This window comes from Candidatus Accumulibacter similis (genome assembly GCA_013347225.1).
GTDB lineage: Bacteria > Pseudomonadota > Gammaproteobacteria > Burkholderiales > Rhodocyclaceae > Accumulibacter > Accumulibacter similis.
The window spans coordinates 1,380,155-1,396,611 of record CP054595.1; the positions used below are offsets into that span (position 1 = coordinate 1,380,155).

General features: G+C 65.7%; 15 protein-coding genes. 6 read left to right on the forward strand and 9 right to left on the reverse strand.

Going from position 1 to position 16,457, the window contains the following annotated elements:
• Positions 1-30: 30 nt before the first annotated feature.
• On the reverse strand, positions 31-276 hold the full coding sequence (locus tag HT579_06395) for an accessory factor UbiK family protein (GenBank protein ID QKS28584.1): 246 nt from the start codon (positions 274-276) through the stop codon (positions 31-33).
• Between the two features lie 235 nt (positions 277-511).
• Here HT579_06395 and HT579_06400 point away from each other — a divergent pair, with 235 nt between their 5' ends.
• From HT579_06400 to HT579_06415, 4 genes are all read left to right on the forward strand, one after another.
• Positions 512-1,390 (forward strand): hypothetical protein, encoded by an 879-nt coding sequence (locus HT579_06400; protein QKS28585.1) that lies wholly within the window; start codon positions 512-514, stop codon positions 1,388-1,390.
• A 62-nt stretch (positions 1,391-1,452) separates the two neighbouring features.
• Entirely contained in the window at positions 1,453-1,791 is a 339-nt protein-coding gene (glnK, locus tag HT579_06405; GenBank protein QKS28586.1) for a P-II family nitrogen regulator, read from the forward strand.
• 10 nt (positions 1,792-1,801) lie between these two features.
• A complete protein-coding gene (gene amt / locus HT579_06410) occupies positions 1,802-3,232 on the forward strand; it encodes an ammonium transporter (GenBank protein QKS28587.1) in 1,431 nt (476 codons plus the stop codon).
• Between the two features lie 504 nt (positions 3,233-3,736).
• Positions 3,737-4,006, forward strand: coding sequence for a hypothetical protein (locus HT579_06415; protein QKS28588.1), 270 nt, complete (start codon positions 3,737-3,739; stop codon positions 4,004-4,006).
• 175 nt (positions 4,007-4,181) lie between these two features.
• On the opposite strand, the gene HT579_06420 is transcribed toward HT579_06415, so the two are convergent.
• From HT579_06420 to HT579_06435, 4 genes are all read right to left on the reverse strand, one after another.
• Entirely contained in the window at positions 4,182-4,688 is a 507-nt protein-coding gene (locus HT579_06420; protein ID QKS28589.1) for a hypothetical protein, read from the reverse strand.
• Between the two features lie 12 nt (positions 4,689-4,700).
• Positions 4,701-5,432 carry a DUF2092 domain-containing protein gene (locus tag HT579_06425; protein ID QKS31534.1) on the reverse strand — a complete coding sequence of 244 codons (732 nt, stop codon included), beginning with the start codon at positions 5,430-5,432 and terminating at the stop codon, positions 4,701-4,703.
• A gap of 67 nt (positions 5,433-5,499) precedes the next feature.
• A complete protein-coding gene (locus HT579_06430) occupies positions 5,500-6,024 on the reverse strand; it encodes a hypothetical protein (protein ID QKS28590.1) in 525 nt (174 codons plus the stop codon).
• A gap of 25 nt (positions 6,025-6,049) precedes the next feature.
• The gene (locus tag HT579_06435) at positions 6,050-8,008 is read right to left on the reverse strand and encodes an MBL fold metallo-hydrolase (protein ID QKS31535.1); all 1,959 of its coding nucleotides are present in this window, start codon (positions 8,006-8,008) and stop codon (positions 6,050-6,052) included.
• Between the two features lie 160 nt (positions 8,009-8,168).
• Here HT579_06435 and HT579_06440 point away from each other — a divergent pair, with 160 nt between their 5' ends.
• A complete protein-coding gene (locus HT579_06440; GenBank protein QKS28591.1) occupies positions 8,169-9,149 on the forward strand; it encodes a LysR family transcriptional regulator in 981 nt (326 codons plus the stop codon).
• Between the two features lie 154 nt (positions 9,150-9,303).
• Positions 9,304-9,555, forward strand: a complete 252-nt coding sequence (locus tag HT579_06445; protein QKS28592.1) for a hypothetical protein — start codon at positions 9,304-9,306, stop codon at positions 9,553-9,555.
• A 143-nt stretch (positions 9,556-9,698) separates the two neighbouring features.
• On the opposite strand, the gene dnaE is transcribed toward HT579_06445, so the two are convergent.
• The 4 genes from dnaE to HT579_06465 all read right to left on the reverse strand — a co-directional run bounded on the left by dnaE (position 9,699) and on the right by HT579_06465 (position 16,241).
• Entirely contained in the window at positions 9,699-13,172 is a 3,474-nt protein-coding gene (gene dnaE, locus HT579_06450; GenBank protein ID QKS28593.1) for a DNA polymerase III subunit alpha, read from the reverse strand.
• Between the two features lie 119 nt (positions 13,173-13,291).
• Positions 13,292-13,915 (reverse strand): ParA family protein, encoded by a 624-nt coding sequence (locus tag HT579_06455; protein QKS28594.1) that lies wholly within the window; start codon positions 13,913-13,915, stop codon positions 13,292-13,294.
• Positions 13,912-15,267, reverse strand: a complete 1,356-nt coding sequence (locus HT579_06460) for a TAXI family TRAP transporter solute-binding subunit (protein ID QKS28595.1) — start codon at positions 15,265-15,267, stop codon at positions 13,912-13,914. The genes HT579_06455 and HT579_06460 overlap by 4 nt, the downstream gene beginning before the upstream one ends.
• Complete coding sequence (locus HT579_06465) at positions 15,267-16,241, reverse strand: quinone oxidoreductase (GenBank protein ID QKS28596.1); 975 nt, start codon at positions 16,239-16,241, stop codon at positions 15,267-15,269. The genes HT579_06460 and HT579_06465 overlap by 1 nt, the downstream gene beginning before the upstream one ends.
• Positions 16,242-16,457 lie beyond the last annotated feature (216 nt).

Here is a 16,457-nt window from a genome sequence, read left to right on the forward strand (position 1 = left end):
AACGCGCGGCAGCAAGCCGGCTCGTCGCTCTCAGTCGGGCTGGGCGGGCGGATTCTCCAGACGTTCGAGCCGCTCCTCGAGCGCCTTCAGCTTCTCGCGCGTGCGTTGCAGAACCTGTGTCTGGATGTCGAACTCCTCGCGACTGACGAGATCGAGCTTGGCGAAAACGCTGGCGAGGAGCGCGCGCGCGTTTCTCTCGATGTCTGCTGCCGGACTGGCGGCGATGATGCTGCCAAGGCGTTGGCCGATTTCTTCGAGGATCCTGGGGTCGAGCATGGTTGTCACCGTCGGGGCAGGGAGTGTCGGGATGGTTCGAGTGTAGCACAGAGAGGCAGCCCCCCAGGCCATGCACCGCAACGGTGCACGAAGGCGTTGAATTGTCCTAGGGCAGTGCAGCAGTGCCGCGGTCTGACCCCGTGCAGGATGTCAAGCCATTGAACCATCTATGAAAATCAATCTGGCACGAATTCTGCTTGACGATTGTCGGGATCTTTTTTTCGAGGCTCTGACCATGAAGACCACTCTTTCGTTCACGCTACTCGCAGCCAGTCTGTCGGCATCCGTGATGGCCCAGACCCCGGATCCGGGACAGGCCGATGCGGCCCCCGTTGCCGCGACCAGTGCACATACCCTGAGCGGCAATCTGGGGTTGTTCAGCAGCTACCGTTTTCGCGGTATTGACCAGACTTTCGGCAAGCCAGCCCTGCAGGGAGGTTTCGATTACGCGCACACCAGTGGCCTCTACCTTGGCAACTGGAACTCGAACGTCAATTCGGGCGCCGGTTTCCCTGACGGCAATCTCGAGATGGATTTCTACGGCGGCTACAAGACATCGTTTGGCGACTTCGGCATCGATGTCGGCGCGATCTATTACTACTACCCGGGCTCGGAGGCGAAGGTACTCGGTGTCGGTGCGAGTTCCGGCGCAGTCAACAACAAGGAACTCTACCTCGGCGTCTCCTGGAAGTTCGTTTCGCTGAAGTACTTCTACTCGATCGACGACTACTTCTCGCTTCGCGGAGCGGACAGGGCTGGTCTGGCGACCGGGAAGAACACGCACGGCAGCCAGTATTTCGACCTCTCGGCCAACTACGACCTCGGGGATGGCTGGGGAATCAACGGCCACGTGGGCAGGCTCAATCTCAAGAATGTGTACAACGGCAATTACACCGACTGGAAGGTCGGTGTGACCAAGGATCTCAGTGGCTGGCTGTTGGCCCTGTCCTACATTGGCACCAATGCTGCCGGGGATTGTTCGGGTGCTTCGAGTTACCAGCCCTATTGCTTCACCAACTCGATGTCCGACGATCGCGGGACGCTCGAAGTTGGCTCGCATACCAAGGACGCCGGTCGCGGCATCGCCGTCGTTTCCGTCAGCCGTACCTTCTAGACGATCTTCCCATCAACGATTCATTGGGAGGCTACAGGACCTTCCCGAACATGGAGAGCAACATGAAACTGGTAACCGCCATCATCAAGCCGTTCAAGCTTGACGAAGTACGAGAAGCGCTGTCGGCGATCGGCGTACAGGGGATCACCGTCACCGAGGTCAAGGGATTCGGGCGTCAGAAGGGGCACACCGAGCTGTATCGCGGCGCCGAGTACGTCGTCGACTTCCTGCCCAAGGTGAAGGTCGAAGCGGCGATCACCGACGCGCTCCTCGAGCAAGTGATCGAGGCGATCGAGAAGTCGGCGAGTACCGGCAAGATCGGCGACGGCAAGATATTCATTTCGGCAATCGAGGAAGTCGTCCGCATCCGCACCGGCGAAACCGGTGAGGATGCCCTGTGAGGAGTAGATCATGAAGCGCTTATTTGCAGTTCTGGCCCTGCTTGGAGCCGTCACTGTCGCTACCCCGGCTTGGGCTGACGACAAGCCCACGCCAGCTCCCGCGGCAACCGCGGCAACCGCGGCGCCGGCAGCGGTTGCCAACAAGGGCGACAACGCCTGGGTGATGACCAGCGCCGCGCTGGTCATCCTGATGTCCATTCCTGGCCTGGCGCTCTTCTACGGTGGCCTGGTGCGCAGCAAGAACATGCTCTCGGTGCTGATGCAGGTCTTCATCACCTTCTCGCTGATCAGCGTCCTCTGGGTGGTCTACGGCTACTCGCTGGCATTCACCGAAGGTGGAGGCTTCTTCGGCGTGTTCGACAAGCTGTTCCTGAAGGGGATCACCGTCGACTCGGTCGCGGCGACCTTCTCCAAGGGGGTGGTCATCTCCGAACTCGCCTACGTCATCTTCCAGGGCGCTTTCGCGGCGATCACCTGCGGCCTGATCGTCGGCGCCTTTGCCGAGCGGGCGAAGTTCGCCGCCATCCTGGTCTTCATGGTGATCTGGTTCTCGCTCTCCTACCTGCCGATGGCACACATGGTGTGGTACTGGGCCGGACCCGACGCCTACGTCGACGCGGCAGCTGGCGAGGCCGCCACCAAGACGGCCGGCTTCCTCTTCCAGAAGGGTGCGCTCGACTTCGCAGGTGGCACCGTGGTGCATATCAACGCCGCCATCGCCGGCCTCATCGGTGCCATCGTCATCGGCAAGCGGATCGGTTACGGGCGTGAGTCGATGGCGCCGCACAGCCTGACCTTCACGATGATCGGTGCCTCGCTGCTGTGGTTCGGCTGGTTCGGCTTCAACGCCGGCTCGGCGCTCGAGGCGAGCGGTGGCGCTGCCCTGGCGATGGTGAATACCTGGGTGGCCACCGCCTGCGCGGCGATGTCCTGGATGCTGGCGGAGTGGATGCTGAAAGGCAAGCCGTCGATGCTCGGTGCAGCCTCGGGTGCGGTTGCCGGCTTGGTGGCGATCACCCCGGCGGCCGGATTCGTCGGTGTCATGGGCGCCATCTGCATCGGCCTGCTGGCGGGCGTGATTTGCCTCTGGGGCGTCAATGGCCTGAAGCGCATGCTCGGCGCAGACGATTCGCTCGACGTCTTTGGCGTGCATGGCGTCGGGGGCATTCTCGGCGCCATCCTCACCGGCGTCTTCACCGATCCATCGCTCGGTGGCACCGGGGTATACGACTATGTGGCCAACAAGGTCGGTGACTACGACATGACCGCCCAACTGATCAGCCAGCTGTGGGGTGTCGGCACGGTCATCGTCTGGTCCGGCATCGTCTCGTTGGTGGCTTTCAAGCTGGTGGACATGGTGATCGGCCTGCGCGTGCCGGAAGAAGAAGAGCGCGAAGGTCTGGACATCACCTCGCACGGCGAATCCGCCTACCACTACTGAGCCGGGCGAACTCCAAGTCTCTCCCCCTTTGGGGCGCCCGTGTGGCGCCCCACTTTTTTGCCTTGGGGGGCGGGCGCACCTCTGGCCCCGCTCACCGCACACAGCCGGTCGCAACCATCACGGCCGAGCGGCTTGACTCACACTTGCCGAGGTGTGCTGTGATCTTCCACAGGTACGGCAATCGGTACCTCGCGACTTTCGCCTACCGATTCAACCGCCGATTCGATCTCAGGAAGCTCAACGAGCGGCTCCTGGTCGCCGCAGCAACCTGCGGGCCACGGTCCCGGCGTGCGATCCGGGGGGCTGACGTTCGTTGCGAAGCAGGTGCCGGAATGACTACGGGCGAGTCTGCCGCTGCCGTGGGCCTCTGGCTGGCCTCGGCGCGTCATCGCCGGTTCGCCAGGCTCTATGACCCTCTGGCGTGCCAGCCGATGCTCGAGGTGCGCCTCTTTGCGGGCGAACGGTTGCAGGACCGACATCGTCTCGGGCAGCGGCGCCGATGTCATGCGCGTCTTTGCTGAACGGGTCTATGGTGTTCCGCCGGAACAGGTGGTCGGATCGACGGCACGGACCACCTTCGAACTGCGCGCCAGTGGACCGGTGCTGCTCAAGACCATGGATCACCTCTTCGTGGACGACAAGGCGGGCAAGCCGGTGGGCATCCATCAATTCATCGGCCGCCCGCCGATCGCCTGTTTCGGCAACAGCGACCGCGACGTGGCGATGCTGATCAGTACACGACGATCAACAACCCGCGGCCCAGCTTCGGGCTGATCGTCCACCATACCGATGCGGAACGCGAGTACGCCTACGATGCGCTCACCAAGAGCAGTGGCAAGCTGCTTGAGGCACTGCAGGAAGCGCCGCAGCGCGGGTGGACCGTGGCGGACATGAAACGCGACTGGAAAACCGTGTTTTCCTCCCGTTGGCGACCTGACCGCCCTTGTTCTCAGTAGGGCGGGTTGATCACCACGTACTGGCCGCCCTGCGGCTGATACCAGGTGTTGCCGCACTGCTGGTAGATGATCCCGCCGTAATTGACCGGCACGCAGTTGGCGGGCACGGAACGTACAATCGAACCGACCACGGCCGCGGTTACGGCCACCGTCGCGGTGACCGCGGCGGCGGTGGCGACCGGATGGTAGTCGTTGTCCCAGCCCCCGCAGCAGCCGCGGCGGTCGACATCGACATTGACGTTCCTGTTCACATTGACGTTGGTGTTGCGGCTGCTGACGCTGTTGACGCTGGTGTTGCGTATGTCGTTGCTGCGCACGTCGCGCCGGCTGTTGTCGACCTGGCGACCGCCGCCGCCAACGCCCCCGGCATGCGCCGCGGCTCGCTGGCCGCCGCCCCCGGGCCCGCGCTCACGCGCTTCGGCAATTGGCCCCAGTGCGAGGCTGGAAAGAGCGAGCACCGCGAGCGGGATCGCGACACGGCTGGCAAATGTCCTGTTCATGCGGGTTCTCCCTTAGTTCCTGTCGAGCGCGCGCAGCTCGACCGACTTGCTGCCCTTGGACGGAACGAATGTGAAGATCGAGTCCGGAAAGCCGGGCTTGAGCTGCCACTCGATCAGCGAAACCGACTGCGGACGAGCCTCGTCGGCGCGGTTCGTGATGACGAGCTTGCGCGGCAACGGCTTCCCGCCGGCCTCGATCCAGATCTGCCAGTCCAGCTTCCCCTGGCGTAAGGCGAAGTGGTCGCAAAGGTCGCCGCCGATGAAATCCTGCCCGGCGTTCATCGCCGACTCGATGCCATCGGCCGGCGCTGCTGCGGTGCCCCAAAGGAACAGGTCGGCAAGCGGCACCTCGACGCCATAACGCTGCTCGAGCCGGTCGACCAGTTCGGCCAACGAACCGCTGAATTCGACCGTCGAGTAATACTTTTGCGCCGGGGAATAGAGGGTCGCTTGCCGGCCATCGTAGAAGAGCTCACGCACACTGCGCGCGCTCGACATGCGGGCGCGCAACCTGTTCGGGCGTGCGACGTCGATGACCGCCGATGCCGTGTGCTGCAGCTTCTGGCCGTCGGCGAGGACGCGTTCGCCCGTGAGTTCGGTGCTGACGCGGAAGCGGCTCAGCCCCTGTAGGTAGGCGCCCATGTCCTTGAGCGCCTGGATCGCAGCCGGATCGACTGCCGTGGAACTCGTCGAGGGTGGCGGCGCGGCGGCCTGCGCGCGAGCAAGCGGTGGCGCCAGGGCAATGGCCAGCAAGAGCGATGCGAGGAATCCTTGTTTCACGCGGGATCTCCAGAAATTGACAGGTTGGGCTTCAAACGCCGGCGGCCAGCGCCGTCAGCAGGCTTTGGCCGAGCGCTGCCGGCGGTGCGTTGCCGGTCCAGCGAACGAGGCCAGCCCGCTCCGCTGCAGCGGCCGTGAGGTGGCCGTCGAGCAGCGCGGCGAGGGCTGGTTCGCTGGTCAGCAGGACCGGATCGTCGATCATCGGCGTCGCATGCGTGACGATCCGCACCCTGTTCGCGCTTGCCGCGAAGCGCGCCCAGTGGCCGAACTCTACCACGAGCAGCGCGAATCCACCCCGGAGGCCGGCCTTCTCGAGGCGGGCGCGCAGCTGCTCCAGCCGTTCCTCGAGTCGCTGGCTGGCGGCCGCGGCGTCGACTTCGGGTAGGGCGGCCAGTTGCCCATTGACGACCGCCTGTCGGGTGTCGAGGGCGACGCCGAGGCTGCCCGGATAGCGGGTCGTGAACGGATTGTCGACGGCGCCGTGCAGCCCACAGGCGCCGGCCGGGGCGATGCCGAGCACGGCGACGAGTGCAGCGGCGAGCACTGACTTGCGCATGGTGACGCTCCCGTCGTCCCGCCGTTCAAGGCGTGACGACGTTGAACCAGAAGTCGAAGCTGTCGAGCGAGGCCATGAAGTCCTCGAAGACGGCGGCGTTGCCGGTGATCTTCAGCTTGCCGTCGGCGACCGCTTTCTCGAGCGACGTTTCCTTGAGCTGGATGGCGTTCAGCGTCGCTTTGTCCATGCTCAGCGAGACGTCGGCCTGCGGCCACTGCTTGCGCGTGTGATTGAGCACGGCGTTCTCGACCGACAGCGTGTAGGCCTGCTTGAGATCGGGGAAGTCGATGTTGATCGCGTACTTCTTGCCGGCCGCCTTGCCGGCGTTCAGGCGCACCGCCAGATAGTCGAAGAGCATTGCCGGCGACATCGCACGGATGGTGTCGGGTGTCGCCGTCTGCGTGCCGCCGGCCGTAGGCACGCCGTTGCGCAACTCGTAGGCGCCCTGCAGGTAGACCGAGCGCCACGGGCCCGATTCGGCCTGGTAGCCGAGTTGCTCGAGGGTGTCGGCGAGCAGTTCCCTGGCTTCGGCATTCTTCGGATTGGCGAAGACGGCATGCTTAAGGACCTCCGCGACCCAGCGGTATTCGCCCTTGTCGAACGAGGCGCGCGCTTTCCTGAGCAGTGCGGCCTCACCGCCCATGAACTCGACGTATTTCGGGCCTACCAATTCGGGCGGCAGGTTGTTCAGGTTCGACGGGTTGCCGTTGTACCAGCCCATGTAGCGCTGATAGACGGCGCGGCTGTTGTGGCGCAGCGTGCCGTAATAGCCGCGGTTCGGCCAGAAATTGTCGAGCTCGGCCGGCAGCTTGATCATTTCCGAGATTTCCTCGCCGGTGTAACCGTGGTTCATCAGGCGCACAGACTGATCGTGCGTGTACTTGTAGAGATCGCGCTGCTTCTTGAAGTAGTCGACGACGTTGGCGTTGCCCCAGCGCGGCCAGTGGTGCGACTGGAACTTCACCTCGACATCGCTGCCCCAGGTTTCGATCGTTTCGTTCAGGTAGCCTGCCCACTTCAGTGCGTCGCGCACCTGGGCGCCGCGCAGGGTCAGGATGTTGTGCATCGTGTTGGTGGCGTTCTCGGCCATCCACAGCGCCTTGAACTGCGGGAACCAGGTATTCATCTCGGCCGGCGCCTCGGTGCCCGGGGTCATCTGGAACACCATCCTGACGCCGTCGATGGTCACTTCCTCGCCGGTCTTCCTGATCTCGCGCGTCGGCAGGATGAGACCGGCGAGACCGGTCGAGGTGGTCATGCCGAGGCCGCCATTGACGCCGCCCAGGGCGTTGCGCGGCAGGAGCGCGCCGTACATGTACACCGCCCGGCGCGCCATCGCGTTGCCGGCGATCACGTTCTCGGAAACCGCATGCTCGGTGAAGTGTTCCGGCGCCAGGATCTGCACCTTGCCGGCAGCCACCTCTGCGGCATCGACGATGCCACGCACGCCCCCGTAATGGTCGACGTGCGAGTGACTGTAGACGACGGCGACCACCGGCCGCGTCCCGAGCTGCCTGTTGATGAGGTCGAGGCCGGCGCGCGCTGTCTCGGGGGAGATCAGCGGATCGAACACGATCCAGCCGGTGTCACCCTGCACGAAGGTGATGTTGGAGAGGTCGTAGCCGCGCACTTGGTAGATGCGGTCTGTGACCTTGAACAGGCCGTTGAGCAGGCTCAGCTGCGCATTGCGCCAGAGACTGGGGTTGACCGTGTCGGGCGACGCCTTGTCGAGACCGATGTATTTCTTGTACTGCTCGAGATCCCACACGACGTTGCCCTTGGCGTCCTTGATCGCCACCACGTCCTCCCTGGCGATCAGGCCGCGCTGGGCATCCTCGAAGTCCTGCCTGTCGGAGAACGGCAGTTCCTGCAACACCTGCTGGTTGGCCTGCCTGGTGAACGGCGTTGCCGGCTTGGACGGCGTCGCGGCGAAGGTCGTAGCGGTGACGCCGAGAGTGGCGACAGCGGTGGCGATGAGGCGCATTCCGGTCATCGTTGGTCCTCGCTTGATCCGTGTTCGTCTTGATGAGATTCGGTAGTCCGGAGCCTCAGCCGAAACACCGGGGCGATCTGTCGGCGGAGTGAAACACGGGATTCGTCATGCGTCCAGTGACAATGTGTCATGACGACGATAACATGGGCGCATGGACATCGAGATCCGCCTGATCCGGCACGTGCTGGCGCTCGCCGGGCAGCGCAATTTCGCGCGCGCCGCCGAGCAATTGCACCTGTCACAACCGGCCCTGTCGCGCAGCATTGCCCGGCTCGAAGAAGCGCTCGGTGTCGCGCTGTTCGACCGTACGCCCGAGGGGGCGATCCCGACCGCTTACGGTCGCGTCGTCATCGAGCGCGGGCAGGACATCCTGCGCCGCGGGCAGGAACTGCAGCACGAACTGGATCTGATGCAGGGTCTCGAGACCGGTGCGGTGTCGATCGTCGCCGGCCCGTTCCCGCACGCCATCTCGGCCGGCACTGCCGTGTCGCGTTTCCTCGCCGTGCATGGCGGGCTGCGAGTCCATCTGGCGCAACAGAGCCCGCGCGGTGCGGTCGCGCCGGTACTCGACGGCTCGGTCGACCTCGGCATCGCCGACCTTCGCGAATGGGGCGACGATCCCCGCCTGCAGGTCGAGCCGCTGCCGCCCCACGTCGGCCTCTGGGTGGCACGCGCCGACCACCCGCTGGCCGGGCGGCGCGATCTCACCCTTGCCGACGTGCTCGCCTACCGCCTGATCTGCGCCGTGCTGCCGCGCCAATTCGCCGAGCATTTCGGCGACTGTCCGGCAGCGGGGCAGGCCGATCCGGAGGAAGGGGTCTTCTACCCGGCGGTCACGCTCGACACGCTGAGCTTCGGACCGATGATCGCCGCTGCGTCCGACGCGATCATGCTGACCACCGTCGGCATCGCCGCGGTTGGGCTCGAACGGGGCGAACTGGCGATCCTCGGCCTGCACCTGCCGTGGCAGCAGACTGCCTACGGCTTCCTGACCCGGCGCAACCGCACGCCGTCGCCGGCGACGCTCGCGTACATGGCCTGTGTGCGCGCCGTCGAAGCGGAAGCGATGGCGGAGGAGCGCCGCCTTCTCGCCCACCACCTCGGTCCCGGTTTCGTGTCGGCCAGCCGGTGATCGGTCCGGCCACGCCGGCCAGGCGACGTACGCTCGCCGCCTCGGTGGCCTGCGACATGGCGCTGCACGGCTATGCGCTGATGATTCCGGCGGTCGGCCACGCGCTCCACTTCACCTCCGTCGTCGCTGCCGGCGAGGCGCGGGCCAAACTGCTGTGGTCGACCGCCTCTTCCCCAGCGACCGCCCCGGCGAGTACTACGGCTTCCACGCGCTGGCGGGACGCGCGTCGTCCTCGCTCGGGCCGCTGTTCTTCGGGCTGGTTGCGCTGGCTGGCAGCCAGCGGGCGGCGATGACGGCGCTGGCGGTCTTCCTCGCCGCCCGAGGCTGGCTGCTGCTGACCGTTCGCCTGGATCCGGGATTCCCGGCAGCAGACCGCGAGCGAAGCCTTCCGCAATCGGCTTCCTGACGCTGGCACCCTCGCCGATCGAGGGCGACGTTCTGGCCGGATGCCGGAAGAATCATGGCGAACACGGGGACAGCCATTCTGCGGCACGTCTGCCCGCGGGTGACGCTCATCGGCGTTCTCGCGGTCGCCTGCGGCGGGTCGCCTCAGGCATAGTCGACGCGCACGTTGTCGTTGCTCAGCCACTCGCGCAGCGCCTGCAGCAGGCCATCCTCGAGCCGCACCCGGCTGGCGTCGCCAAAGACCAGTTCGCAGCTCGCTTCGGCATTGTGGTAGCTCAGGCGGATCGGGCACTCGCCGGGGGTATAGGGCGCCAGCAGGCTGCGCAGCCGCTGCACGGCGTGACGCGCGTTGTTGCCACCGGCCTGGCCGTTGAGCGACAGCCGCAACTGTCGGGCGAAACGGCCCCGTGCTTCGGCAAGCGTCAGCAGCCGCTCGGCGACGACCTTGACGCGTCCTTCGCCGGCGAAGTCGTCACGCTGGATGCGTCCTTCGACGACGAGCACCTCGTCCTCCCGGATCTTCGCCCGTTCGCTCTCGAGCGACTCGTTGAACACCGAGACCTCGAGCGAAGTGCTGCCGTCGTCGAGCTGGATGAACGCCATCCTGCCGCGCGCCGTGATCTTGCTGCGGACCGCTACGACCAGCCCGGCCAGCAGCTGGCTTTCCTTGCGCGCTTCGAGTGCCGCCAGCGGCCGGCGGACGAAGTGGGCGATCTCGGCCTGCACGGCGCGGAACGGGTGGCCGGAAAAGTAGAAGCCGAGGGCCAGCTTTTCCTCGTTGAGTTGCTGCCGCTCGCTCCATGGTGGCGCCTCGACATACAGCGGACCATGGCTGCGGGCATCGTCGCCGGTGTCGTCCAGCAGGTCGAAGAGGCTGACCTGCATGGCATTGCGTTCCGCCTGCTCGGCCGCCTCCATGGCGATGCCGACAGAGGCGAGCAGGCGGGCGCGCTGGCTGTCGAGCGTGTCGAAAGCGCCGGCGCGGATCAGCGCTTCGATCGTCCGGCGATTGACCAGACGCTTGTCGACGCGCCGGCAGAAGTCGAAGAGGTCCCGGAAGGGACCGTTGGCGGTGCGGGCGCGGATGATTGCCGTCACCGCCTGCTCGCCGGTGCCCTTGACGGCGCCGAGGCCGTAGCGGACGGTCCTGCGATCGACCGGGGTGAAGCGGTATTCGGAGGCGTTGACGTCGGGGCCGAGAATCGTCAGCCCGTTGGCGACGGCGTCATCGTGGAAGATCTTGACGGTATCGGTGAGGTCCATTTCGGACGACAGCGTCGCCGCCATGAAGGCTGCGCAGTGGTGTGCCTTGAGCCATGCCGTGTGGTAGGTGACGACGGCGTAGGCGGCGGTGTGCGACTTGTTGAAGCCGTACTCGGCGAACTTCTCCATCAGGTCGAAGAGCTGCATCGCCAGCTTCTCGTCGTGTCCCTTCTTGCGCGCTCCTTCCCGCATCAGGTCGCGGTGCAGCGCCATTTCCTCCGCTTTCTTCTTGCCCATCGCCCGGCGCAGCAGGTCGGCAGCGCCCAGCGTGTAGCCGCCGATGATCTGCGCGATCTGCATCACCTGTTCCTGATAGACGATGACGCCGTAGGTCGGTTCGAGACAGGACTTGAGATCATCGATGTAATAGTCGATCTTCTGCTGCCCCTTCTTGCGCAGGATGAAGTCGTCCACCATCCCCGAACCGAGCGGTCCGGGACGATAGAGTGCGAGGACGGCAATGATGTCCTCGAAGCGGTCCGGCGCCAGCTTGCGCACGAGCTTCTTCATGCCCTCGGACTCGACCTGGAAGATCGCCGTCGTATTTCCGTCCTTGAGAATCTGGTAGGCCTGCGGATCGTCGAAGGCCAGCGTTTCGAGGTTCGGGCGCTCGCCGCTCAGACGTTCGACGTACTGCAGCGCCAGCTCGATGATCGTCAGGTTGCGCAGTCCGAGGAAGTCGAACTTGACCAGCCCGATCTTCTCGACGTCGTCCTTGTCGAACTGCGACACCACTGACCCACCGCCGTCGGCCGAGTACACCGGACAGAAGTCGGTCAGCTTGCCGGGGGCGATGAGGACGCCGCCAGCGTGCATGCCGACGTTGCGCGTCAGGTCCTCGAGGCGGCCGGCGAGATCGAAGAGCTGCCGCACCTCCTCCTCGTTGTCCAGACGCGCCTGCAGCTGCGGCTCGGCGGCGAGGGCCTTCGCCAGCGACAGCGGCTTGTTGGTCTCGACGGGGATCAGCTTCGACAACTGGTCACAGAAGTTGTACGGCAGATCGAGTACCCGGCCGACGTCGCGAATCACCGCCTTGGACGACATCGTGCCGAAGGTGACGATCTGCGCCACGGCCGCGGCGCCATACCTCTGGCGCACGTATTCGATGACGCGCCAGCGGTTGTCCTGGCAGAAATCGATGTCGAAGTCGGGCATCGACACCCGCTCGGGGTTGAGGAAGCGCTCGAAGAGCAGCGCGTAGCGCAGGGGATCGAGGTCGGTGATGCCGAGCGCGTAGGCAACCACCGAGCCGGCGCCCGAGCCGCGCCCCGGGCCGACCGGACAGCCGTTGCGTTTCGCCCAGTTGATGAAGTCGGCGACGATCAGGAAGTAGCCCGGAAAGCCCATCTGGACGATGGTATCGGTCTCGAGTTGCAGGCGCGCGTCGTACGGCGGACGCTCCGCCTGCCGCACGGTGGCATCGGGGAAGAGCTGTTGCAGGCGCTGCTCGAGGCCGGCCACTGCCTGCTGGCGCAGGTAGTCGGCAAGCGTCACTCCTGGCGGCGTCGGGAAATCCGGCAGGTAGCTCTTGCCGAGGGTGAGCTGCAGGTTGCAGCGCCTGGCGATCTCGACCGAGTTGGCGAGTGCCGCCGGCAGGTCGGCGAACAGCTCGACCATCTCTTCGCCGCTCTTGAAGTACTGTTCCTCGCTGTAGAGGCGCGGGCGGCGTGCATCGCCGAGCATGTAGCCTTCGGCGATGCACACCCGCGCCTCGTGTGCGTTGAAGTCCTCGCGATCGAGGAACTGGATCGGGTGCGTGGCGACCAACGGCAGCCCGAGTTCTGCCGCCAGGTCGGCGGTGGCGGCAACCAGAAACTCCTGCTGCGCCAGCCCCGGGCGCTGGACTTCGAGGTAGAAGGCGTCGGCGAACAGCTCGCTCCAATGCCGCGCGCGTTCGGCAGCCTGGTCGCGGTGGCCCTGCAGGAGGGCCTCTCCAACGTCGCCGCCAGCGGCACCCGAGAGCGCGATGAGCCCGTCGACGCCGACTTCGCGCAGCATCAGGCGGCTGATCTCCGCCCGGCCGCGGACGCGTGGCGCCAGATAGGCGCGCGACAGCAGCTCGCAAAGCTTCAGGTAGCCGCGCTGCGAGCGGCAGAGCAGGAGCAGCCGGTGCGGACGATCGGCATCGGCCTCGTTGGCAATGAAGACGTCGCAGCCGAACAGCGGCTTGATCCCCTTGCTGCGTGCCGCCGAATGAAACTTGACGAGGCCAAATACGTTGGCCAGATCGGTCAGCGCCAGCGCCGGCATGCCGCAGGCAACCGCGCGGCCGACGGCAGCATCGAGACGGACGATGCCGTCCGTGATCGAGTACTCGCTGTGCAGGCGGAGGTGGATGTACGGTGTCGCGGACATGCGCGCATTCTACTCCGCGGCGCGCATCAGCAGACGCCAGGCGGGCGGTGCGCGGATCCCGGTGCCGACGGTGATGCCGGCCCGCGGCGGCGTGCCCCGGACCGATCCGGGGCGGCAGCTCAGCTATTCACCCAGTCGATGATCGGTTGCCACTGCTCGAGGTCCTTCGCTGCGCGTGATGCCGAGAGGTCGAACATGGTCATGCCGTGCATCGTTGTCTGCACGTAGAGCTGCGTCGTCCGCAGGTGCGTCAGCACCGGCAGATCGTACTTGGCGAGAAAGCGTTCGAGTTCGGCAGCGGCGCGGGTGCGCGGATCGACGCGCATGCCGACGACGGCAACGAACGCCTGTTCGTTGCGCACCGCCTTTTCTTCCAGGAGCACGTCGAGAAAGTGGCGGGTGGCAAGAATGTCGAACAGCGAAGGTTGCACCGGCACCAGCACCCGGTTGACCTGCTTGACGACCGTGTCGAGCGCCTTGCCGTGGAGGCCCGCTGGCGTGTCGAGGATGACGTGCGTGGTCCCTTTCGGCGGCTTGGCCGTCTTGCCGGGTTCGATCTCCCAACTGCGAATGGTCGGCAACAGCGAGGGCCGCAGGTGCAGCCATTCGCGCGAAGATTGCTGGCGGTCGACGTCGCCGAGCATCACGCGATGACCGCAACGCGCCAGATGGCCGGCGAGGTTGACCGCCAGCGTCGATTTTCCCGAACCGCCCTTGGGATTGGCAATCAGAAAGGATTTCATTTCTTGTCGTCTCCGTTCTCGTTCTTGTCGTTCCTGGCGCCGAGGTTGCGCAGCTCGTCACGAACCAGGTTGATGTGCTCGCGCAAAGTGTAAAGCAGATCGCTGAAGGCCAGCGGAATCTTGAGCGTGCTCGCCGTATCCTCGATCGCCCGCAGCTTGCGCGCGTACTCGTCGTGTCGTGCCGGATCGTCGTGCCGTCGCAGGTCGCTTTCGAGCACCTTGAGGTCTCCGTAGCAACGGATGATCCTGGACCGGACGCGCCAGCTGTAGATCGACGGCGCGAACTTGAGCAAAGGCAGCAACAGCATGACCAGCGGCAGGATCATGACGAACAGGCGCTCGACGAGTACCGCCACCCAGAAAGGCAGGTAGCGCTGCAGGAAGGGTGGTCCCGACTTGTAGTAGCGCTCGGCTTCGGGTGACAGCGCGAAGCTGCGATCGCGATACGCCGGGAACTCCCCGGCCCGCTGGAAGAAGCCGCCTTTGCCGTTGACCTCGGTCATCGCCTGCAGCAGCAGGCTGACCAGCGCCGGGTGCAGATCCTCGCGGACGATGACGTTGGCAGTGGTCGCCAGCAGCACCGTATCGCGCGGTGGCAGGTCGCGGACGAGGTTCACGACGCCGCGCGGCAGGACGATCTTCGCCAGGAACGGGAACAGCCGCAGGTAGGCATCGGCCTGGCTGAAGCTGACCACGCGCAAACCCGGTGAACGCAGCATCACCTGCACGACGGGGGCCTCCTGTGCGGCGACGATGAACGCGGCATCGATCTCCTCGCGCTGCAGGGCCTCGGCTGCACCCAACCCGGCCAGCGGCAGCAGGTTGGGGCTGTCGGCCTTGATGTCGTTGGCGGCAAGGAGTTGCAGCGCCAGGCCGCGGATGCCGCTGCCATCCTCGCCGACGGCAATTCGCCGGCCGTTGAGGTGATGGAGCTTGTCCACGCGTGGCTCGCCACGGTAGAACACCCACACCGGTTCGTAGGCGACGCTGCCCAGCGAGCGCAGCGGACCGGGGTCGTCGTCATCTTCACCCGCTGGCCTGGCAAACACCCCGCCCTGGACGAAGGCGACATCGGCTTCGCCGTTCTCGAGACGCCGGACGTTCTCGTATGAACCGGCCGAGCTCATCACCTCGAGGGTGATCCCCTTGCTGGCGAGCACGGCAGCATAGCGCTGGGCATAGGCATGGTAGGCGCCGGCCTCGCTGCCGGTGCTGATCGTTATCCGCCGTGGCGGCTCGGGGGCAACGAACTGGTAGGCAATGACGAGGCCGACGGCGGTGACCAGGATGATCGGCCACGCCGTCGCCAGCATGAAGCGCAGGGCGATCAGGCGGGCACGCAGGCGCTCCATCAGGGCAGCAGGACGGTCGAGCCGGTGTGCTTGCGCGCCTCGAGATCGCGGTGGGCCTTGACGACGTCGGCCAGCGGGTAGGTCTGATTGATCTCCACCCTGAGCTTGCCGGCGGCGACGACGGCGAACAGGTCGGCGCCAAGGGCCAGCAGGTCATCACGCCGCGCCGTGTAATGCATCAGGGTCGGTCGGGTTAGGAAGAGCGAACCCTTCTGTGACAGCAGCAGCGGGTCGAACGGTGGCACCGGGCCGGATGCATTGCCGAAGCTGACCATCATGCCGCAGATTCGCAGGCAGTCGAGCGAGCCGGCGAAGGTGTCCTTGCCGACGCCGTCGTACACGACGGAGACTCCTTCGCCATTGGTGATCTCGCGCACCCGGCGTGGGAAGTCCTCGCGTGTGTAGTCGATGACGTGATCGCAGCCGTGGGCCGCGGCAAGGGCGGCCTTGGCCGCAGTCGACACGGTGCCGATGACGGTGGCGCCGAGCGCCTTGGCCCACTGGCAGGCGAGCAGGCCGACGCCGCCGGCGGCGGCGTGGATCAGCACGGTGTCACCGGCCTGCACGCGGTAGGTGCGGCGCAACAGGTAGGCGCTGGTCAGCCCCTGCAGCATCATCGCCGCTGCCGGCATGAAGTCGATCGTCTCCGGCAGCTTGAGCAGGCGGTCGGCTGGCAGGCAGCGCACCTGGCTGTAGGCGCCGACCGGGCCCCCGGCGTAGGCGACGCGATCGCCGGGGCAGAAGTCGCTGACCTCGCTGCCGACCGCCTCGACGACGCCGGCCGCCTCGAGGCCGAGACCGTTCGGCAGTTGCAGAGGGTAAAGGCCGCTGCGGTGGTAGATGTCGATGTAGTTGAGGCCGACAGCCCGGTGCCGGACGCGCACTTCACCGGGCTGTGGGTCGCCGACCGCGACCTCCTCCCAGGACATCACTTCGGGGCCCCCGGTGCGGCGGATACGAATGGCGAATGGCATGAAAGTCTCCTCGGCGTGGCTAACGCGACAGTCTAGTGCGCCGCCCGCTTCTTAGGCAAGCACCAAAACCCCTTTGCCGGCTGCCACTTGCCGCGTTTCAGAGGTGGTCGTGCACAGGCTTGTCCACAAGATTGGGGGCAAAAGCGGCAGCGAAGACGGCGCGCCGTTCGCTTGCTCGTGCGCCACCTCGTGGCTGGGCCGCGGCGATCGCCTGCC